Genomic DNA, 20,817 nt, shown 5'->3' with positions numbered 1-20,817 from the left:
CTGCGGCATCGCGTGGAGTCGTCATGACGAGATGGTCGACGGCGCTTCTGCCGCATCGGCGTCGTGCACGCTGGCGTTGACTTTGGGCGCCCACTTTCGTCGCAGCAGCACGATGGTGCTGGTGGCGCCGAGCAGCAGGAATATGAAGATCGCAATCATGGGGAGCGCGTAGCTGTGCCCGACATGAAGCAGCCACCCTGACAAGCTTGCGGAAACGCCCCCCGCAAGACAGGTGGCGACCTGCTGCAAACCCGTGTTCAATCCGACCGCCTGCTTGGGAATAAGCGTCAGTTTGACCAGCGCAAGATTGTTCGCGGTAACGAGGCCAAGCAACGAAAGCGAGGCGACGTTCCAGAACAAGGCCATCTGCGGCGAACGAGCGTAAGCCCCGAGCAATACCGTTGTGCCGCCTACAAACCCGACCACCATGAAAGATTTGCGCACCACCACCGCGTCGCGCCCACGTGCGATCAAACGGTCGGCAGCCCAGCCGGCGAGTGCCGCCACGATCGCGATGCCCGCGAAGCTAACAAATGTGTAGAGCCCCGATTCTCCGAGCGTCAATCCGCGCTGCTCGACGAGATAAGCCGGCATCCACGTCATGCAGTAAAACGCAAAATAGCTGTAGCAGAAGTTGGTGATCAAGCCGCCCCACACCACCGGACTGGAGATCAGGTTCGTCAACGGCACCGAACCCGCCCTTCTCTTCGAAGCCGCCAGTTCCGCTTTCGACGGAAAGTCGTTTTTCACCATCGCGAGCCACGGCATCAGCCAGAGCACTCCGGCCAGACCCGTGACGATGAACATTGCCTTCCATGAACTCACCGAAATGAGCCACGCCGCAATCGGCGCGCCGAGCGCAGGTCCCATTTTTCCGCCGATGGAGTAGATCCCGAGGGCCGTGCCTTTTTGAGTTTCATCGAAATGATCGGCAAGATAGCGATACGTTGCCGGAACGACCACGGATTCCGCGACGCCGATCAGGAGCCGAATCACGATCAAAGCGACAAGCGTCGTCACCAAACCCGTCGCAGCGGCCGCGAGACACCACAGCAGAAAGCAGATCGCATAAGGCCACTTCACGCCGTAGCGATCGACGAGCCAACCCATCGGCATCTGGAGCAAGCCGTATGGCCAGAACATCGCTGAGCCGAGCCAGCCACGCTGCACATGCGTCAACGCGAATTCCTGCACGAAGTGACGATCCGCGAACGCGGCGGACATGCTCGTGCGATCCACGTGCGAGATCATCAGCCCGAGCGCAAGCAACACAAGCACCGCCCAGCGGTTGCCACATTTATGTCGGGTTATCGCCAAGATGATCGGGTCTCCGGTATTCGTCTTCCGCCGCGCTTTAACCCAGGCTGCCGGTCACATCGTCGAACAGTTCATCGACAGACAGGCGTCGCGGAATGATCTTCTGATCGAGTGCCCAATCGACTGCGAGTTGCAGACCCTTTCGGTTCGCCTCCAGCCCGATCGGCGGAAACACCGGCGGTACGGTCTGCGCAGCGTCGCGGCTTTCGACCACCATCCGATACAGCTCGCGCACGATATCCGGCCGCTCCTTCGACAGCCTTTCATGCACCACGAACATGTGGTTGATCGGCACGACGCCCGACCGAGCGAACCAGTCTTTCGCGGCGGATTGCGCGTTGGGCACAAGAGTGCGAACGCGCTCGTCCTTGGGCATGTCCTCGCCGAGCAGGGCGGCGGTCAGTTCTCCCTCGAGCATCATTTGCGGAATCGATGAACCCGCCGGCAGGCGCTGGCAATTCGAGGGATCGCTGTATTCGGCCAGGTGGCCGTCGCCCAGCGTCATCCACGTGACCTTGTCGAGATCGACGCCGTATTCGTGGCGCAGGATGCCGCGAATCCATAGCGCGGTTGTCTGTGTGTACGTCCGCACGCCGACCTTCTTTCCTTCGATATCCTTGGGCTCAAGAGGACCGAAGTCGATGTTGTAGCCAGCGCAGTGATGCTGAAAGCGGCCCGAGATCGGCGCGGGCAGCAAGACATAGGGCTTGCCGTAGGCCTTCGCCTGAAGGAAAGTGACGATCGCCAGTTCACCGGCGTCGAACTTGCTCTCGCGCACCATCGCCTTGAAGCCGTTATGCGCAGGCGTCGGCCCGCAGAAGTCGAGGTTCACGAGGTCCGAGTTCACGCGCCCGTCGCGCATCGCCTTCGTAACGGGATATTCGGCAAGATTAATGCGCAGCGTCGGCGCTTCGGTCTGCGTCGTTGTCATGATGTGCTCCTTGTTGCTATCGTTGGATGTCAAAGCCGCACTTCGATCAGGCAAGGACCGGCCTCGCGCGCCGAGTCGGTCAGCGCCTTGTGGAACGCTTCGGCAGTCTCGACCGCCACCGCCGGCACGCCCATGCTCTGCCCCATCGCGAGCCAGTCGATACGTGGCTTGTCGATGTCGATCATCGACAACGCCCGTTCTCCCGGCGCACCCGCGCCCATGTTGGCGTACTCGGCCTTGAGAATCGCGTAACTGTTGTTGGCAAAGATGATCGTGGTGACGTTCAGTCCTTCGCGCGCCTGCGTCCAGAGCGACTGAATGGTGTACATCGCGCTGCCGTCGCCAACCATGCAGAACACGCGACGGTCCGGGCAAGCGAGCGCCGCGCCGCTCGCCACGGGTGTTGCATAGCCGATCGAGCCGCCCATGTTGTTGATGAGATCGTGCGGACGCGCGCCCATCGTGAGGCTCATCGACTCGCGCCCTGTCGTCAGCGATTCATCGACGACGATGCAGTGCTCCGGCAACGCCGCGGCAAGCGCATGCGCGATGCTCACAGGATTGAGCGCGCCCGTCGGAACCGGCGTCACGATGCGCCGTTGCAGAACCGGGGCCGTGTCCGACGCGCCGAGCGCCTGCAGCAGCATGTCAAATGCGAGTTCGCTGTCTTCGTCGGCCTCGACGAGCGGATGCACGAGCGTGCCTTCTGCCTTGAGCAGACTCGGCTTGTCCGGATATGCGAAGAACGCGACAGGTTCTCGCGTCTCGACGGTGATGATGTGCTTGAATTCCTTGAGGAACGCCGTGGCCTGCGCGACCGCGTACGGAATGCGCGCAAGCGGCACGCGGCCGGCGCCGCGCTCGATCCGCGCAGTGAAGAACTGCGAGCCCAGCAACGCGCCGGTTGCGGCTGCAATCCGGCCGGCCTTCTCCAGCGCTGCGCCGCGCGTCGCGCGGTTCGCCAGAACGATGAGCGCCGGCTCGCCCGAGCGAAGCACACGCGCGATGTGCTCGATGCGTTCGGCGCTTGGTTCTCTGCGTGTTTCCACCCGAGCCGGTAACGAAACAGACGACGCATCGACTTGCTGCCACGACGTATCGCCTGGAAGAATTAGCGTGGCGATCTGACCCGGATGCTCGCTCGCCTTGGCAACTGCCTGAGCCGTATCCCACGCTATCGTGCTCGACGATTCCGCGCGCCGCACCCAATGACTCAGTGGGCGCGCAAGACCTTCGATGTCCGACGTCAGCGGCGGATCGTACTTCAGATGCGACACCGAATGCTCGCCAACAACGTTGACCATCCCCGACGACGCGCGCTTGGCGTTATGGATATTCGCGAGACCGTTTGCAAGTCCGGGACCGAGGTGCAGCAGCGTGGACGCCGGCGTGTCCTTCATGCGATACCAGCCGTCGGCCGCGCCGGTGGCCACGCCTTCGAACAGACAGAGCACGCTGCGCATCTTCGGATTATTGCCGAGCGCGGCGAGGAAATGCATCTCCGAGGTGCCCGGATTGGCGAAGCAGATATCGACGCCCTGCTCAACCAGGGTCGCCACGAGACTCTCGGCGCCATTCATCAGTAACCTGCCAGTTCGCGCGCGAGACCGACTACGCCATAGCTGCGTGCCGGCGCCGACATCAGAAAACGATAACCCTCTTCCTGCAGCCGCCGATGATTCTTCGCGGTCACATGCGGATTGCCGACCACCACATTGTGTTTCTTGCAGGTTTCGACTATCTGACGCATCGCGGCAACCACTTCCGGATGGTCATACTGACGCGGAAATCCCAGTTCCTGACTCAGATCGCCCTCGCCGATCAGGATGAAGCCGATGCCCGGCACATTGGCGAGCATGTCATCGAGGTTCTCGATCGCCTGAGTGCTTTCGCACATCAGGCCGACGAGGATCTCGCCTTGCGGCGCGAGCGGCCAGACGTCGGCCTTCTCGTAGTATTCCTGCATCGACAGGCCCCAGTAGCGCGCCGCATTGGCAGGACCATCGCCTCGCACGCCTTTCGGCTCGTATAGCGGCGCGCTCTTGGGACGCGCATAGCGGCATGAAGCGACGGCGTTGTAGGCTTGCTCGACCGTCGCCACGTGCGGCCAGATCACGCCGTAGGCGCCGCGGTCGAGCACTTGCTTGGCGAAGCTCTGGTTCATCTCCACACCGTTCGCGGGAATGCGCGCGATCGGCGTCACTTTCGGCGCGACCGAACCCGATTCGGCGATCTGCTTGCGGCTCAACAGGTACTGGAGTGCATCGCCGAGGGCCGACACGTCGTATGGGTTGTGCTCCATTTCGAAGACGAGTGCGTCATAAGGCGAATCGCTCATTTCGATCGCGGTCTGCTTGTCGAGTTTCGCAAACGCCGCGTGGGCGACCTTACCCGATTCGAAGGCGCGGATCATGCTGTTCAGGCGAGTGTTTGACATATTGGTCTCTCTTACTGGCTCAATGCCGGATAAAGCTTCTGCGCGGTCTTGCCGAAGATCCATTCACGGTCGTCAGCGCTCAGGCAGGCAAGGCTCTCTTGAGCCGTCACAAGAATCTCGCTCAGGGTGCCGGGCGAGGTCGGGAAATTCGATCCCCAGGCCAGACGTTGCGCCCCGAATGTCTCCACCACGCGCGGGAAGAACGTGTCCGCACTCGCCTTCTCCTTCTTCACGTCACCGAAGATGCGCGGCGTGAGCTTCATATAAACGTTCGGCAGATCGCGGAGCGCAAAGAGCTCGGCGGCGTTCGCATACGGCGGGCCGTCGAGGACGTCCGGACGCGCGAGGTGATCGAGGATGATGTTCACGGCCGGAAACCTTTCCGCGAGCATGCGTACCTGCGGCAGGCCGACCGGTCCGGTCTGAATGCACATCGGGAGTCGCAGTTCAGCGAGCATTTCCCACGCCCTGAACGACCTGGGGTTGTCGAGTTCGCTCGGATCGAAATCCTTGGTGGAACCGCCTGTGAAGATCCGCAATCCCGCGAGCCCTTTGTCGGCCCACCCTTTGATGACGGCGGCCACGTCGTCGGCCAGCATGTCCACCGAACCCACGGCGATGAGCCGATCCTTGTACTGGTTGCAGCCGTCCACTACGTAGCTGTTATCGAAGCCATAGGTCGTCGACGAATGCACGACAGCCGACTTCGCGACACCCGCTTCGTCCATTGCCCCGATCAGCGCTTCGACGGTATTCGGGCGTTCCTGCGACCAGTCAGAACGCTTGCCGAACAACGGCGCGGGCGGATAGCGCTTCTCGTCGTCCGAGATGATGTGAGGATGAATGTCGATGATGTTCATTACAGTCCTTTCGCCTTGAGGTGCTTGTCCAGACGCGGATAGACGCGCCGCGCGTTGCCCTCGAAAATGGCCTGCCGGTCCGCATCGCTGAGCGCTTCGCATGCGTCGATGTAGCGCTTTGTATCGTCGAAATACTGGTCGGTGTCCGGGTCGCGGCCACGTACCGCGCCGATCATTTCGGAGCCGAACATGACGTTGCTCGTGGGCACGACCTTGGTCAGCAGTTCCACGCCCGGATGGTGATAGACGCAGGTATCGAAGAAGATGTTGTTCAGCAAGCCTTCGAGCGGACGCTTGGCGATTTCAAGCGACATGCCGCGATAGCGTCCCCAGTGATACGGCACTGCGCCGCCGCCATGCGGAATCACGAGACGAAGCGTCGGGAAGTCCTTGAACAGATCACCTTGCAGCAACTGCATGAACACGGACGTATCCGCGTTCAGATAATGAGCGCCCGTGCCGTGGTGACACGGATTGCACGACGCCGCTACGTGGATCATGGCGGGCACATCGAGATCGCACAGCGCCTCGTACACCGGATACCATTCTCGGTCCGTCATGGGCTTGCCGGTCCAGTAACCGCCGCTCGGATCCGGATTCAGATTGCAGCCGACGAAGCCCATTTCTTCCACGCAACGGCGCAACTCGGGAACCGAGTTTTTCGGGGGCGCCAGCGGCGATTGCGGCAACTGGCACACCGGTACGAAGTTGTCCGGGTAGAGATCGCAGACGCGCCGCACGAGATCGTTCGAAACCCCGGCCCATTCCAGGCTTGTTCGCTCGTTGCCGAGATGATGGCTCATGAGACCGGCAATCGGCGAGAACAACGTGAGGTCGCCGCCACGCTCTTGTTGCAAGCGTAGTTGGCCGTTGCCCACGCCTTCGCGGATTTCATCGTCCGAGACGTGCGCGCCGGAAAGCGCCGGCGCATTGGCGGGATCGTCAGCGGACGCGATCTGCTTTGCGCGCCAGTCGCGGAAGGAAGCGGGGACAGTGGTGAAGTGACCGTGGCAATCGATGATCATGTTCTATGCTTTCCGTGCAAGTTTCAAACGCGGGGATCGATGAACAGCTCATTCATGGGCATGCGCCGCGGCGTGAGGCCCTGCTTAAACGCGGTTGCTTCGAGCGCTTCAATGGTCTTGCGGTTTTCCTCGATGCCGTAGGGCAGCGGATCGCGACCGACGATCTTTTGCAACTCGATGTACTTCTTGTTCTTCTTGTCGTTCAGTTCGCCTGCATTGAGTTTAGCGAGCCAGTCCTGCTTAGCCTTGTCGAAAGCGTCATAGATCGATTTCGCGACCCAGGGATGCTCGGCGAGCACCGAGTCCTTCACCACGATGGTCCCGTGCATGGGATACACGCCGGTGCGGGCGTAGTACTCTGCTTCCAGTTCCGCCGCGTTCGGGAACATGTCCGGATAATCCGCTTCGACTTCCTTCCAGCCGCCGGTCGGATCGCCGGTGCGGCCAATGCCCGCGTTGCCGTGGAAACCCGCGACCAGTTCGCCGCTAGCCATCATCTCCGCGAGCGACGTGCCCTTCGGTGCATGCACCACGTTCGGCGGAAGTTCGAGTTGCGTGACGTGTTCTTCGTCGTCGACCACCCAGGTCACCTTCGACGGATCGAGGCCGAATTCGTCGATCAGAACCTGTCGCGTCCACGCGCCAGTCGTCACCGAGTAGGCACGCACGCCGACTTTCTTGCCTTCGAGATCCTTGGGCGTCTTGATGCCCGCCTCCGGCCGCACCAGCAAACCGGAATGGTGAAAGCGGCGCACGACGAAAATCGGCAGCGCGACGAACGGCGCGCCATAAGCACGGGCGATGATGTAGGTGGTCGGCGCAAGTTCGCACACGTCGAATTCGACATCGCGCACCATGCGGCGAAACGCGCCGATCTGCGGCTGAACGGTTATGAACTCCGCGTCGACACCCTCGATTGGGATCGAACCGTCACGAATAGCCGAGGTATGCGGATGCTCCGCGATCGCGAACTTGAGATGAACTTTCTTGGTCACTTGCGTCTCCTTGGAGAAATGATCGTGCGGCTACACGAGTTCGTTTTGTTGACGACATGATCTTTCGATACAAGCGGTGTCGTCTATTGAATTAACGCGCCGGAAGCTTAACCATTTGGTAAAGGTGCGCCTTATTCTCCATTTGTATTCCTAACTATTTATCGCGAGGGAAATCCAGAGGAGCACCGTAATGCCTGATTCTCCCTATTGACCGTTCTGCAATTGTTCCGCGGCCTCTTCCAGGCAGGCGACCATCAGTTGCGCGCTCGGCGTGAGGCCGCGGTTCCGGTTCCAGAGTACGCCCGACGGACGCAACAGCCGGGGCAAGGTCAGCGGCAAAGCATGCAAAGGTTGCGCCGCATCGGTCGCGGGCGTGCCGACCATGACCGCAATGGAATCCGAAATCTGCAGGTGAGCACGCGTCACGTGAACGGAAAGCGTCTCGATGTAGTTGTTCGTCAGCGGTACATCATGTGCTCTCAACGTGCGTTCGAGCGAATCCCTCAAAATCGAGCCTTGCGGAGGCAGGATCCAGGGATACTGGTGAAGATCCGACCACGTCAGATTCTTGCGCCGAGCCAGCGGATGTTGCTTTCCGGTCATCAAGGTGACGGGCTCTTCGAGCAGTGCCTTTTCCTCGAAACTTCCGAGCGTGTCCGGCGCGGGCAAGCGCCCGACTATCAGGTCGAGACGCCCTTGCCACAACTCGGGCAGCAGCGCGCCGCGCGTGCCTTCGACTACCCGCACGTTCGTTCCCGGCGACTTGAGCTTCAACAGACTCAACGCCTGGGGCAACAGCGCGGAAGCGGAGGCGGGCAGCATGCCGATGTGTACCTTTCCCTCCGTGCCGGAACTCAGCGCTTTCATTTCATCACGCGCCTGATGCAGTATCGTCAGCATCTCGCGCGCATGACGTATGAGGCATTCTCCATGCGGCGTGGGTACGAGCCCTTGCGCCGTGCGCGAAAAAAGCGTGAGACCGAGTCCGCGCTCCAATTCGGCCAGCGACTTCGATACCGCCGGCATGGTGACATGGGTGACTTCCGCCACCTGCGTCAGATTGCGATAGGTATCGATAGTCACGAGCAGGCGAAGATGTCTCGCCTTGAGGTTCACCTGCAAATATCCGTCGAGGCCTGTCACGATATTCCTCCTGCTTTCAGTCTTTCGGTTTCAGCGCGTGCAGCGTCATGCCCAGCGAGATCGCGGTGAAGTAGCCTATCGTGACAAGCAGTTCGGCAATGACCGCCCGGCCCAGTTCCGCGTCGTATCTGGCAAAGCGCGTCTCGTCAATCGACCCGCCTGCCAGAATGTCGCTCACCGCATCGCACACCGCGCCAAAGCGCCCATGTTCACCCTCGGGTCTGCGCTTGTCCAGAATTGCGATCACGACCGCCTCGGGAACCCCTGCTTTCAACGCGTGCCGGCGATGGTTCGCGATCACGTACGACGCGCGCCAGAACACCGCCGTGGAAAGAATGGCGACTTCGGTTTCCGCCTCGCTAAGCACAGGCGAATGATCGACATGCGTGCCGATGATTTCCATCCCCTCGGCCAGACGCGGGTTGTGCAGCCAGATGTTGAACGGCGTCGGAATTCGACCGCGACCTTCACTCAGTTGAGCAATGACTCGCATCTGTTCTTCGGTTGCTTGCTTCGCGTCGATGCGCGCCAGTCTATCTTGTGTCATTCGTCGTTTCCTTTTGTTAAAGAATCAGTTTCCGCCGAGACTGGGCAACCACTGTCCAAGGAAGCTGTCCGGCCAGGGAATGTGAAGAATCCGATCGAAGACGACGTAAAGAAATACCGTCACACACCCGGCAAAAATCAGACTGAGCTTCCATGACTCGCGCCCTTCAACGCGCATATAAGCGGCGATCATCAATGGCACGGTCGGCAACATGCCGATCAGCGACATACAGGCCAGAAACGCGAGGAACCAGCCGAAGAAACAAGCGGCGCGCACCAGCACGGTCTTGTTGGGCAATTTTTCGTCGAGCTCGCTCGATACATCCATATGCACGCCGCTATTCGCACGCGCCACGCCGTGAGCCGGAATCACGAAGACCTTGTACGCAAGACTGACCGTTCCGGCGCAGACAAGAATGCTCGCCACGACCGTCGGCCCGATCCGCGCCATGAGAAGCCAGCTCTGCGAGCTCACGAGCATATAAAGCCCGACGCCGATAAAAAAGACATGGACGAGATCCGCGGGTTTGATGGCAATAGATCCGCTCGGCTTGAACTGTGCGATTCCGCCACTACGCAACGCTGAGAAGAGCGGCTTGAAAAAGACCAGTGCGGCGAGGCTCAAAAGGACGATGACTACCGGGCGCGTCAGCCAGTCAGTGCCGTAGCGCACGAACGAAATCGACATGTAGCGTTCCATCAGCACGCCGAGCACGAGACCGAGAATCATCGGCGGGCGCGCCCATTTGAGCCGCTTCATTGTCCATCCGATGACGCCCGCGATCAGCAGCACGAAGAGATCGCCCCAACTCCGCGATCCCTGAAACGCGCCGACATAAATGATCGGCATGATCACCGGCAGAATGAGCGTGTAGCGCAGCGTCGAAACCTTCGCGAACTGTCCGCTAAGGAGAAAGCAAAGCCCCGCGCCGAAGATGTTGGCGAGCGCGATCGACCAGACCATCGAATAAGTAAAGTCCAGGTGCTTGGTCAGCATGTCGGGGCCGGGGATGAAGCCGTGGACCATCATCGCGCCAAGCAGAATGGCTTGTGCCGCGCCGCCGGGCACGCCGAACGCGAGCATCGGCACGAGACTGCCACCCTCTCGCGCGTTATTCGCCGCTTCCGGCGCGATCACGCCTCGCACGTCGCCCTTGGTGAACGATTCCTTTGCGCCCTTGGACGTCTGCAACGCGTGGCCGTATGCGATCCAATCCGTCACCGCGCCGGTGATGCCCGGCACCGCACCGAGAATCGCGCCGAGGCCACCGCAACGCAAAACGAGGAACCAGTTGCGAAAACAGTCCTTGACGCCTTCAACCATGCCTTGCCGCGAGGTGAACTGCGCATTCTCCGCGATAGCCGCGCGCCGGATTGCCAGCTCGCACAACTCGGGCAACGCGAAGATACCGAGGATGATCGGCACCAGCGGGATACCGTCCTGTAAGTAGAGAATGTCGCCTGTCCAGCGCATCTGGCCGGTCGCGACGTTCGTACCGATCATCCCTACCAGAATGCCGAAGCAGGCCGCGACGACGCCACGCAGCGGCGCATTGCCCGACAGCGCCGAGACCATCGACACACCGAACACGGTAAGCGACAGCATCTCCGGCGTGCCGATCGACAGCACGAACGGGCGCACGAGCGGCAGCGACACCGCCAGGATGACCGCGCCAATCAGTCCGCCCATCAGCGACGACATGTAGCATGCGCTCAACGCTCGCGACGCCTCGCCGCGTTTGGTCATCGGCAGGCCGTCGAGAACCGTCGCCTGAGATGCCGCATGACCCGGCACGCCAAAGAGCACAGCCGGGATCACGTCCGATGTCGTGATGACAGAAGCCATCCCGAGCAGCATGGCGAACGCGGCATACGGGTCCATGGTGTACGTGAACGGCACCAGCAGCGCGAAACCCGTCAGACCGCCGATTCCCGGCAGCAAGCCGATCGCCAGTCCGACCGCCACGCCGGATACGAGAAAGATGATCCGGTTGAACTGCAAGAGCGTCGACAGCGCGTGTCCGGCCGCCATCAGCGTTGCGTCGTTGAAGAACTCCATGTCTCATCCTGATGGAATGGCGAGCTTCGCAGGCTCACCTGTTTTAGGTCCGACTCGAACCTTCCGCTGAATGCGGAAACTTAGTCAGCCAGCATCGGATACAGCGCTTTGGCCGTTCGTCCCCAGATCCACGCGCGCTCCTCATCGCTCAAGCCCGCGAAGCACGCACGGCCTTGCTCGACAAGCGTCTTCAACGGACCCGCCGACGCCGGATAGTTCGACCCGAAAGCGAGGTGATCCGCGCCGAATACTTCGACGAGCCTGGCGAAGAACGGCTCCGCGCCGCCCGGCGCTGCCTGAGCGAGATCGAAAGTACGGGGCGTGATTTTCATGTAGACGTTGTCGTATTTCGCGAGCGCGAACAGCCCGGCGCAACTCGCATATGGGGGCCCTCCTTCCAGATTCGGCCGGCCGCAGTGATCGAGTGCGATCTTCACCGAGGGGAAACGCTCGGCCAGTTCCGCCACCATCGACAAACCGTCCGGCGTCGTCTGGACCGCCATGGGCATACCGAGCTCGGCGCTTCGTTCCCAGATCGGGAACGTCGCCGGGTTGACGAGCCAGCTTCCATCGTTCTGATGCGTGGCGCCACCGGTGAAGAGCCGGATTCCGCCCATGCCGCGCGCGAGCCAATGGTCGAAGGTCGTCAACGCGTCGGGCGCCAGCAGGTCGAACGAATAGACGCCCGTGAAGCGATCCGGATGTTGCGCCACGCTATCGGCAACGTATGAATTGTTGGTGCCGTAGGTGGTCGACGAGTGCACGATCGCGGCTTTGGATACGCCGGCTTCATCCATCTCGGCAATCAGTTGCTCGAAGGCGACGGGCCGGGTCGCCGACCACTTGGAACGATGTCCGTGCTGAGGCGCGATCGGATAGCGGTCTGTGTCCGTCGAGATGATGTGCGGATGAATGTCGATAATTTCGGGCGTCATTTGGGCTTTACCGTTTGGTGATGGTGTTCTTTCCCGCGCTGCTTAATGCGAACCGAAGATCAGCCTGCGCGCATCGGCGACTTGCGGTTCGGGCGTGGCATATAGCTTGGCGACGATCTGCTCCACCGCGTTTCCATCGATGGCATCCAGCGGATAGCCCGATTGCTTCATCGCCTCGATGAAGTCCGGGTCGGCGATGGTCTTCGCGAACGCATCGCGAAGCGCGTTCAGACGATCCTGCGGCACGTCCTTCGGCACGGCAATGGGGCGTCCCGCCTGAAACGGCAGAATGAACAGATTGAAGAGCGCTTTCACATCAGGCTGCGTGATGTAGGACGAGAGGTTCGGGACGTCGGTGTAACCTGCGGGACTAGTCCACCCGAGGTGCAACAGCACTTTCATTTTTCCGCTCTGCAAGAGCCGCACCGGTTCGCCTTGTTGAAGGCCATCGATGGTGGACGCCCAGCCATCGACTTCGCCGCGTTGCATCGCGAGATAGACTTCGCCGCGACCCGTGTAGCCCGGCACGATGCTCATCTTCGCGCCGATATATTCGTCCAGCAGCGCGGGCAAGGTGCGATCCTCGTTGGCGAATCCGGTCGCGCCGATATACATCTTCTTCTTGCTCAGATCATCCGCCGTGATCACGCCGGATCGCGTCATGGAAACCAGGCAGTACTCGACCTTGTTCAGGCTGCCGATCCATCTGACCTTGCGCGGATCGAAGCGGTTTTGTCTCTCGTCGAGCAGCGGGATATAGAGGTTGTTTCGCTGAAGAAACCCGATGACGGTTCCGTCGCTCGGCTGCCGCGACTGGAGCGACGCCGCCGCGACCATGCCGCCTGCGCCGACCACGTTCATCACGATTGCTTTCGGATGGCCCGGAACGTACTTGACGAAGTACCGCGAGAACTGACGCGCGACGATGTCGGTCACCGTCCCCGCGTCCGCGCTGACCACGAGCGTCAACGCCTTGCCGCGATAGAAGTCTTCCACGGATTGGCTGGACGCAGAGGCCGCAAACGCCGTCGAGGTGAAACCGAACAGCGCTGCACACGCGCAGATCGCGGTCCTGAAATTGATCATCTTGCTTGTCTCCGTATAGATGCGCGGAACTGTCCATGTAGCGCCCGCGAAGGCAAGCTTCCCGGTGGCAATTCGCGTCGCTCTCACTATTCTTGGATTGGTGAGCGCGAACTGATTGTGCCAGCGCGTCGAACCCGGTGGATTGAGAAAAACCGAAGCCGGGTTGAGCAAATGGTTAAGGTGAGGGCATTAGCGACTAGCGCGCTTGGAGCCGGGGATGTCAGCGGCGCTGCGGCACATCTTGCGCGAGGCGCAACGCTGCCTCTTCGAGGCAGGAGATCATGAGCTGCGCGCTCGGCGTGAGCGCGCGGACGCGGTTCCACAGTACGCCCGCGGGCCTCAGCAGGCGGGGCAAATTCAGCGGTAGCGTATGGAGCGGCTGCGGATGACTGGTCTCGCGCGCGGACGTATCGGCCATGACGGCGATACATTCCGACACCTGCAGGTGCGCGCGGATAACGTGCAGCGACAGCGTCTCGATGTAGTTGTTCGTCAGCGGCACGCCGTGCGCCTCTAGCGCGCGTTCAAACGGATCGCGCAGAATCGAACCGGGAGGCGGAAGTATCCACGGATAGGGCAGCAAGTCAGACCATTCCACGGACTTCTTGTGCGCCAACGGATGTTGCCGACCGGTCACGAGCATGACGGGTTCTTCGAGCAGTTCCTTCTCGTCGAAGCTCCCGAGCGCGTCCAGAGGCGGCAAACGGCCGACAACGAGATCGAGATGCCCTTGCCACAACTCGGGCAACAATGACGCCGTGGATCCCTCGACGATCTTGACGTTGGTGCCCGGCGAACGCTGCTTGAGCAGCTTCAGCGCATGAGTCAGGAGGATGGACGCCGAAACGGGCAGCACGCCGATCTCAACTTTGCCCTCGGTGCCCGCGCTCAGCGCTTTCAACTCATCGCGTGCCTGATGCAGGACGTGCAACATCGCTCGAGCATGGCGCGTCAGACATTCGCCGTAGGGCGTGGGCACCAGGCCCTGCCCCGTACGCGTGAAAAGCGTCAGACCGAGGCCGCGTTCCAGTTCGGCCAGCGCCTTCGAGACAGCGGGCAACGTGACGTGCGTAACTTCCGCGACCTGGCTCAGATTGCGATACGTGTCGACCGTCACGAGCAACCGCAAGTGCCGAGCCTTGAGGTTGATCTGCAGGTACCAATCGAGTTCCGCCGACACGTCGCACCTCTTTCCGGTATGAGCGAATGGTTAAGTCACCGGCTATTTTACTCAATCGACCGATTGCCGACGCGCGGGCAAAATCCGCGATTGTGGGCTTCGGCTCATCGCTCGCGCGCAAGTCTGGCCGCAAGCCACGCGTTTCGATTTTTCTGTGCGAAGTCCCACAACTATATGCCCGCTCGACCGGCACTCGGAGACATGCAGATGACGTACGATTCGACCCGCCGCAGCTTTCTGCGCAGAGCGGGAGCCTTCGGCATGGGTTTGGCAATGAACGGACTCGCCGCGCCTCATATCGCCAAAGCCGCCTCGACCGAACTCCGCATCGTCAGCAATCCAGGCCTGGAGAACGCGACGCTGAACGCCTTAATGAATGAGCTCGGCTATTTCAGATCGTTCGGCGTCAACGCGCGAATCATCCAGGTACCCGGCCCGACCGGGCCGTTCGATGCCATCGCGCGCGGTGAAGCCGATGTGTGCATGGTGTCCGGCTACAACCTCGTGCTTGCGCGCATTGAGCAGGGGGCGCCGGTGAAGATCATCGGTGCTGGCATGAAGAAGTGCGCGCTCACGATTTTCGCCAGGCCCGAAGGCGCGAAAACACTCGCCGATCTGAAAGGAAAGACTGTCGCGGTCGGGCCGAAGCTGGGCTTGCTGCATACCCTCATGCTGCAATTGATGAAGGAAAAGGACATCGACGCTTCGACCATCGACTTCGTCGATCATGGAAGCAACGACCAGTGCTTCGACGCGGTCGCCAACGGTGCGGCGGACGCCTGCTGCGCCAGCATCTCCCATCTCAACGACGATGCGGGTCCGAAGGTCGTCGGCGATGGGAATCTCTGGCAGGCGCTGCCGAACTGCGTGTTTCAATCGGCGTACGCCTCGGATTCGGCGCTCGGCGCGAAGCACGAAGGATTAACTTCCGTCATGGCCGCTTACGGCGCGCTCTACGACTACCTGATGTCGCCCGCGTCGCATGACGCTTTCTTCGACGCACGCAAGCGCGCCCAAAAGAACTTCGACCTAGCATCCGCCCAGGCGATCTGGGACTTCAATCAGACGCATCGACCGTATTCGAGGGATCTGTCGCTCACCGAGGAAGACATTGGATATCTGCAGGACATGGATCTCGGCGTGGGAAGCCTGAAACGCAAACAAGCGTTCAGCGCAGTGGCCGATATGTCGGCGGCCAGCGCCGCCGCGAAACTGGCTCCATAGGCGAGCACGGAGAAGCCTGCGCTTCCCCGTGACTCGCGGCCCCGCTCAGAACGTGTGGCGGATGCCTGCAATGACGGAGATCTGCGAACCACCTGCGGGAGGCGTCGGCACTGGAGAAAGCGTGGTCGCCGCGAGCGCCAGATTGCCTGAATTGTGGATGTGCTCACCGGTCACATAGAGCAACGTACGCTTGGAAAGCAGGTATTCGCCGCGCAAGACCTCGATCAGCGCCTTGTTTGAGGAATGCTCGTATTTGAGTTGCGCCAACATTCCGTCGACGTGGAAGAACGGCGTCACCGGCACGGTGCCCGTGAACCACAGCAGGTTGCTTCGCGGCGTGGCGAGACCCTCGTCCACTCGCCGGATCCAGCCCACGCCGAACTTCGCCTTGCTGATCATGAAGTAGCCGCCCAACGTGAACCGGCTGTCCGTGAGATCCGGCGATGTTAGTCCGCCCCACGTCGCAGACGTCCCGCCATAGTTGCGCTCATACGAAGTCGCCAGACCCCAGGTATGTCCCTCGTATTTGAGCAGCGCGGAATATTCCCGGCACTGATTCGAAGGTGAGGTCTGACCCGGACAATTCGTGGCGACACTGCTGTTGCCCGCGACGGCATCGCGGCCGAAGCTGTAGTTGACACCGCCTTCGAAGCCGCCCAAAAAATAGCGATAGCTGACGGAGTTGTCGGCGCGTGCATTGGCGATCCCATTATCGAGTGTTGTGAGCCCTTGCGCGCCGGTCCCAAACGGATTGATGAAAGAGACGCCGTAGAAGCGCATCGTGTACTGGCGGCCAAACGTCAAGCGACCGTATTTCCCGTCGATACCCACGTAAGATTGCCGTCCAAACATGCGGCCACCCTGCCTTGAAGCGCCGGTGGTGGGACTGAATCCGCCTTGCAGATCGAAAATCGCCTTGACTCCATCTCCCAGGTCCTCGCTTCCTCTGATGCCGAAGTATGAGGTAGCCGTTCCGTCGCCCGTGCGCCATCCATTGGTGGTCTTGTTCTTTCCGTTGGCGACATTGTTGACGAATTCGACGCCTTGGTCCATCAAGCCATACAGGGTCACTGAACTGACGCCGAGTGGCTTCGGGGGCGGCGCATCTTCTTCTATGTCTTGCGCCCAGGCGGACGAAGCGCCAAGAACTGCAGCACAGACGCACATCGCGGTCCGGTATTTCATTTCTCTTGTCTCCGTCATGGCGCTCACTAAGCCGAGAAAGCGGTGCAGAGATCGCCGCCGTGCGCCCGTGAGCTTTTTGATTTGTCACTGCAGTGATCGAATTCTGCCAGCGCAATGCCATGTGCAAGTTGAGAATAGCCGCATTTCGGTTGAGGAAATGGTTAATGCCATCGCACGCCGATCACGGCTCAGGTCGACTTTGAGCACACTAAAGATCGTAGCGTGGGATACGGTTGCGATTGCAGCAACGCCGTACTTCAGGACCGAATGACGCGTTCGCGAGCCGTATCGTCGAGATGCCTGAATGTCTACGCCGGAGGAAGCCAATTAGTGGCCGCTAGCTGAACTCGCCTTCGCCTGTCGTATGTTTATGCTGCATGAGAGCGGGCACCAGTCGTCCCGCACGGATATGGGATGCACTCGGGAAGCTCGCGAGCTGTGGAGGTATCGTGAACTGCCTAATCCGCCGACACCGGCAGGGTGACTCGCGCAGTCAGTCCAGCTTCGCGTCGATTGAACAAGGTTAACGTTCCGTTATGCCCGCGCACGATGTCATCGACGATCGACAGCCCGAGCCCCACGCTTCCCGGCCGCTTCGTGCGGGCGTGATCCAGCCGCACAAACGGCTCGATCACGTCGCCTAAACGATCGGGCGGTATTCCGGGACCATCGTCCGCGACATCGACGCAGATGCTTTCGTCTCCGACGGTCGCCGTCACCACGATCACCTTGCCGAAATGAATGGCATTTTCCATCAGATTGGAAAACACGCGCTGGATGCCTTCCGGACGGCATAGAAACGGGATCTGGGCCGGCCCCTCATAGCAGATCGCGACGCCCGATTCCGCGTATTCATCGCAAAGCATGTCGAGCAGTGCGCCGAGGTCGAGCCAGTCTTTTTTCTCCGCACTCGCGTTGCTCGTCAAAAACGTGAGCGCCGACGCGACCATTGTTTGCATCAACTCGATGTCGCGCGACAGCTTGGCGCGGTCGATTTCCTTGCCCTCGTTATCGGCTTGCAACCGCATGCGGGTCAACGGCGTACGCAAATCGTGGCTGATCGCGGCGAGCATCCGCGTGCGGCTTTGCATTGACCGCGTAATGCGCTCCTGCATCAGATTGAACGCGTGTGCCGCGCGCCGGATTTCGAGCGGTCCCTCTTCTTCGATCGGCGCGATCGCAATGTCGCGGCCGAAGGCATCGGCTTTCTCGGACAGGCGCCGCAACGGACGAATGACGCGCGACACCGCCCACGCGGACAATGCCGCCACGCCCACGCACAGAAACAAAAGTGCGCCGAAGAACGGAAACGTGAAGCGAGGCGGCTCGGAGCCGACGCGATCCGTGCGTATTTCAAGCGTCGCGTCGCCGAGCGGAACGATCACCTGCATATCATGGGCGGGATTTTTCGGATCGCATGAACGCACCGTCAGTCCCTGCGCGCCGGACAATTCCTCCTTCAGCGCGGCTTCGAGGTCGTGGGTATCGAAGGTGCTCGCGTAACAGAGCACCGGCCGGTCGATCAACCGGACGGCCAGGTTCGGGCGCTGCACGGCGGCGAGCGCGCTCGCGCGTTCCGCGCGCGGCAGATCCCTGAGAACGTTGACCAGCCCTTCGATGCGATACGTCGATTGCCACGGCCATGGTGGACTCGGCGGTGCGCCCGGATAAAACAGTAATGCGATGAACAGCATGAACGTCGCGGCCGAGGAACACGCGACGATGGCGAGAATCTGGCCGAGCGTGGTGGCGAAAAAGTGCCGCATCAGACGATCGTCACGTCGGGCTGAAACGCGTAGCCATCCGCGCGCATGGTGCGGATGGGGTCGTCGAGCGGATCGTCGCCGGCGAGCTTGCGACGCAGGCGGCTCACGAGCAAATCGACGGAGCGCGCGGCAATCGGAAAGTTCTGGCCGCGCGTCAGGCCGATGAGTTCCTCGCGCGACAACACGCGCCGCGCATGCTGACATAACACCAGCAGCAGATCGGTTTCCGCGCCCGTCAAGGGCACGCGCAAGCCGGCAGGCGAGCGCAAGAAACGCCGGTACGGATAGAACGTGAAGCCGGAAAACTTCATCACGAGTTCGGTAGGCGGCGTCTTGTCCTTCTCTTGCTTCGCGCCGGCTTCATTCGATTGGCCGCGTCTCAGCGCGACGCGGATGCGCGCCAGCAGTTCGCGCAAATCGAAGGGCTTGGTGACGTAGTCGTCCGCGCCGAGTTCGAGACCGATCACCTTGTCGGTGGCTTCGGATAGCGCGGTGAGCATGATGATCGGCGGGCCGCCCGATGCGCGCACGTGCCGGCAGAAACTCAATCCGTCCTCGCCGGGCAGCATCACATCGAGCAGGATCAGGTCGAATGCCCCACGCGCGAGTGTCTCATGCGCCGTTTCCGCACTTTCTGCTATCTGCACGGCGTAGCCCTTGCCGCGCAAAAAATCCGCGAGCGAGGCGCTGATGTCGGGATCGTCTTCGACGAGAAGAAGATGGGTGTCGTTCAATTCGGTCTGCCGTCACGATGAGTTCCGGCCCGCGCACTTCGTTGCGATGCGTGCGGGCGCCTCCCCGGATTTTCTTACAGAACCTGCCGCCGCTTCGTGTCAATCTAGACACAATATGTGAATGCCTATATGAATCAACAACTTAGTTGATGTTATACGGGCAAACCCTTATCGTTGGAGCCTTCGGCACATCATGCGCGCCGCCATCGAACCGCTCCCCAATGCCTGGCCAAGAACCAAAGATAAACCGCCTCGTCGCCTTCATCGTCCTCACGTTCGCGCTAGGTGGATGCCGCGATCAATCCGCGTCCGCCGCGCCGCCATCCGCCAACGCACCGCCGCCACAAGTCACGGTGAACACCTTGCGCACGCAGCGCATCCCGATGTTGGACGATCTATCCGGCCGCCTCTCCTCGACCGAAATGGCCGACGTGCGCCCGCAAGTGGATGGCATCGTGCAGAAGCGGCTCTTTGTCGAAGGCTCGACGGTCAAGCAAGGACAGCCGTTATATCAACTCGATGCGGCCAGCTATCAGGCCGCCTACGATACCGCGCTCGGCACGCTGCAGAAGGCGATCGCCACGTCGAAAGCCGCGGACGTCACCGCGCAACGCTACAAGGAACTGCTGACGATCAAAGGCGTGAGCGAGCAGGATGTAGAGAACTACCTCGCCGCCGCCGACGAAGCACGCGCGGATATCGTGACGGATCGTGGCGCGCTCGAAACCGCGCGCGTGAACCTCGCGCGCACGCGCATCGTCGCGCCGATCGCCGGGAAAATCGGCAAGTCGACGGTCACGGCGGGTGCGCTCGTGACGTCGGACCAGACCACGGCGCTTGCCACGATCCAGTCAATGGACACGCTGTATCTCGACGTCACGCGTTCGAGCGCGGACGCGCTGCGGCTCACGAAGGCCGTCGCGGCGGGCACGCTGCAAACCAGCACCAGCGAAGTCGAAGTGCAGACCGAGGACGGCGCGCCGTATCCGCATCCGGGCAAGCTGCTCTTTTCCGACGTAACCGTCGATCCGACCACCGGCTCGATCACCCTGCGCGCCCTGATTCCCAACCCGGAACACCAGTTGTTGCCCGGCATGTACGTCACCGCGCGCCTGAACGAAGGCGAACGCGATGCCGTTCTCGTCCCTCAAACGCTCGTCAGCCGCGGCTCGGGCGGCGTTTCGACGGTGCTCGTCGTCAATGCGCAGAACGTGGTCGAAAGCCGCAAGGTCACCACCGGCGACGCCTACGGCAGCGACTGGGTCGTCTCTGGCGGATTGCGCGCGGGCGAGCGCATTCCCATCGACAATTTGCAAGCGCTCAGCGCTGGCATACGGGTCGCGCCCGTCGAGCCCGCGGCGGCGAATACGACCGCACTGGCGAAGGGAGACTGA

The 20,817-nt window shown here is 61.2% G+C and carries 18 protein-coding genes; 2 read left to right on the top strand and 16 right to left on the bottom strand.

The window, feature by feature from the left end; genetic code table 11:
• Positions 1 to 21: 21 nt before the first annotated feature.
• The 13 genes from AC3D25_RS21130 to AC3D25_RS21070 form a co-directional block, all read right to left on the bottom strand.
• Complete coding sequence (locus tag AC3D25_RS21130; protein WP_488890376.1) at positions 22 to 1,317, bottom strand: MFS transporter; 1,296 nt, start codon at positions 1,315 to 1,317, stop codon at positions 22 to 24.
• A 37-nt stretch (positions 1,318 to 1,354) separates the two neighbouring features.
• A complete protein-coding gene (locus AC3D25_RS21125) occupies positions 1,355 to 2,248 on the bottom strand; it encodes a substrate-binding domain-containing protein (protein ID WP_488890375.1) in 894 nt (297 codons plus the stop codon).
• A gap of 29 nt (positions 2,249 to 2,277) precedes the next feature.
• Positions 2,278 to 3,828: an acetolactate synthase large subunit gene (locus tag AC3D25_RS21120; RefSeq protein WP_488890374.1), complete on the bottom strand. Its 1,551-nt coding sequence runs from the start codon at positions 3,826 to 3,828 to the stop codon at positions 2,278 to 2,280.
• Positions 3,828 to 4,685 (bottom strand): HpcH/HpaI aldolase family protein, encoded by an 858-nt coding sequence (locus tag AC3D25_RS21115; RefSeq protein WP_488890373.1) that lies wholly within the window; start codon positions 4,683 to 4,685, stop codon positions 3,828 to 3,830. The genes AC3D25_RS21120 and AC3D25_RS21115 overlap by 1 nt, the downstream gene beginning before the upstream one ends.
• An 11-nt stretch (positions 4,686 to 4,696) precedes the next feature.
• Positions 4,697 to 5,545, bottom strand: coding sequence for an amidohydrolase family protein (locus AC3D25_RS21110; protein WP_488890372.1), 849 nt, complete (start codon positions 5,543 to 5,545; stop codon positions 4,697 to 4,699).
• Complete coding sequence (locus AC3D25_RS21105; RefSeq protein WP_488890371.1) at positions 5,545 to 6,570, bottom strand: amidohydrolase family protein; 1,026 nt, start codon at positions 6,568 to 6,570, stop codon at positions 5,545 to 5,547. The genes AC3D25_RS21110 and AC3D25_RS21105 overlap by 1 nt, the downstream gene beginning before the upstream one ends.
• A 23-nt stretch (positions 6,571 to 6,593) precedes the next feature.
• Entirely contained in the window at positions 6,594 to 7,565 is a 972-nt protein-coding gene (locus tag AC3D25_RS21100; RefSeq protein ID WP_488890370.1) for an ABC transporter substrate-binding protein, read from the bottom strand.
• Positions 7,566 to 7,769: 204 nt separating this feature from the next.
• Positions 7,770 to 8,708, bottom strand: a complete 939-nt coding sequence (locus AC3D25_RS21095; protein WP_488890369.1) for a LysR substrate-binding domain-containing protein — start codon at positions 8,706 to 8,708, stop codon at positions 7,770 to 7,772.
• Positions 8,709 to 8,724: 16 nt separating this feature from the next.
• Positions 8,725 to 9,255: a carboxymuconolactone decarboxylase family protein gene (locus AC3D25_RS21090; protein WP_488890368.1), complete on the bottom strand. Its 531-nt coding sequence runs from the start codon at positions 9,253 to 9,255 to the stop codon at positions 8,725 to 8,727.
• Between the two features lie 24 nt (positions 9,256 to 9,279).
• Entirely contained in the window at positions 9,280 to 11,313 is a 2,034-nt protein-coding gene (locus tag AC3D25_RS21085) for a tripartite tricarboxylate transporter permease (protein WP_488890367.1), read from the bottom strand.
• An 80-nt stretch (positions 11,314 to 11,393) separates the two neighbouring features.
• Positions 11,394 to 12,248 (bottom strand): amidohydrolase family protein, encoded by an 855-nt coding sequence (locus tag AC3D25_RS21080; protein WP_488890366.1) that lies wholly within the window; start codon positions 12,246 to 12,248, stop codon positions 11,394 to 11,396.
• Between the two features lie 42 nt (positions 12,249 to 12,290).
• Positions 12,291 to 13,334, bottom strand: a complete 1,044-nt coding sequence (locus AC3D25_RS21075; RefSeq protein ID WP_488890365.1) for a Bug family tripartite tricarboxylate transporter substrate binding protein — start codon at positions 13,332 to 13,334, stop codon at positions 12,291 to 12,293.
• A 220-nt stretch (positions 13,335 to 13,554) separates the two neighbouring features.
• Positions 13,555 to 14,514: a LysR substrate-binding domain-containing protein gene (locus tag AC3D25_RS21070; RefSeq protein WP_488890364.1), complete on the bottom strand. Its 960-nt coding sequence runs from the start codon at positions 14,512 to 14,514 to the stop codon at positions 13,555 to 13,557.
• On the opposite strand from AC3D25_RS21070, the gene AC3D25_RS21065 reads away from it, so the two are divergent.
• Positions 14,464 to 15,738 (top strand): ABC transporter substrate-binding protein, encoded by a 1,275-nt coding sequence (locus tag AC3D25_RS21065; protein WP_488890363.1) that lies wholly within the window; start codon positions 14,464 to 14,466, stop codon positions 15,736 to 15,738. The genes AC3D25_RS21070 and AC3D25_RS21065 overlap by 51 nt on opposite strands.
• 45 nt (positions 15,739 to 15,783) lie before the next feature.
• Here the strand turns inward: AC3D25_RS21065 and AC3D25_RS21060 are convergent, their stop codons facing one another.
• The 3 genes from AC3D25_RS21060 to AC3D25_RS21050 form a co-directional block, all read right to left on the bottom strand.
• Positions 15,784 to 16,923 (bottom strand): porin, encoded by a 1,140-nt coding sequence (locus tag AC3D25_RS21060; RefSeq protein WP_488890362.1) that lies wholly within the window; start codon positions 16,921 to 16,923, stop codon positions 15,784 to 15,786.
• Positions 16,924 to 17,381: 458 nt separating this feature from the next.
• Positions 17,382 to 18,689 carry an ATP-binding protein gene (locus tag AC3D25_RS21055; protein ID WP_488890361.1) on the bottom strand — a complete coding sequence of 436 codons (1,308 nt, stop codon included), beginning with the start codon at positions 18,687 to 18,689 and terminating at the stop codon, positions 17,382 to 17,384.
• Positions 18,689 to 19,423: a response regulator transcription factor gene (locus tag AC3D25_RS21050; protein WP_488890360.1), complete on the bottom strand. Its 735-nt coding sequence runs from the start codon at positions 19,421 to 19,423 to the stop codon at positions 18,689 to 18,691. The genes AC3D25_RS21055 and AC3D25_RS21050 overlap by 1 nt, the downstream gene beginning before the upstream one ends.
• Positions 19,424 to 19,644: 221 nt before the next feature.
• On the opposite strand from AC3D25_RS21050, the gene AC3D25_RS21045 reads away from it, so the two are divergent.
• Positions 19,645 to 20,817 (top strand): efflux RND transporter periplasmic adaptor subunit, encoded by a 1,173-nt coding sequence (locus AC3D25_RS21045; RefSeq protein WP_488890359.1) that lies wholly within the window; start codon positions 19,645 to 19,647, stop codon positions 20,815 to 20,817.

This window comes from Caballeronia sp. SL1002 (assembly GCF_057814995.1).
The sequence above is the reverse complement of the archived record's forward strand: the minus strand, read 5'-3'. Positions and strand labels throughout refer to the sequence as shown.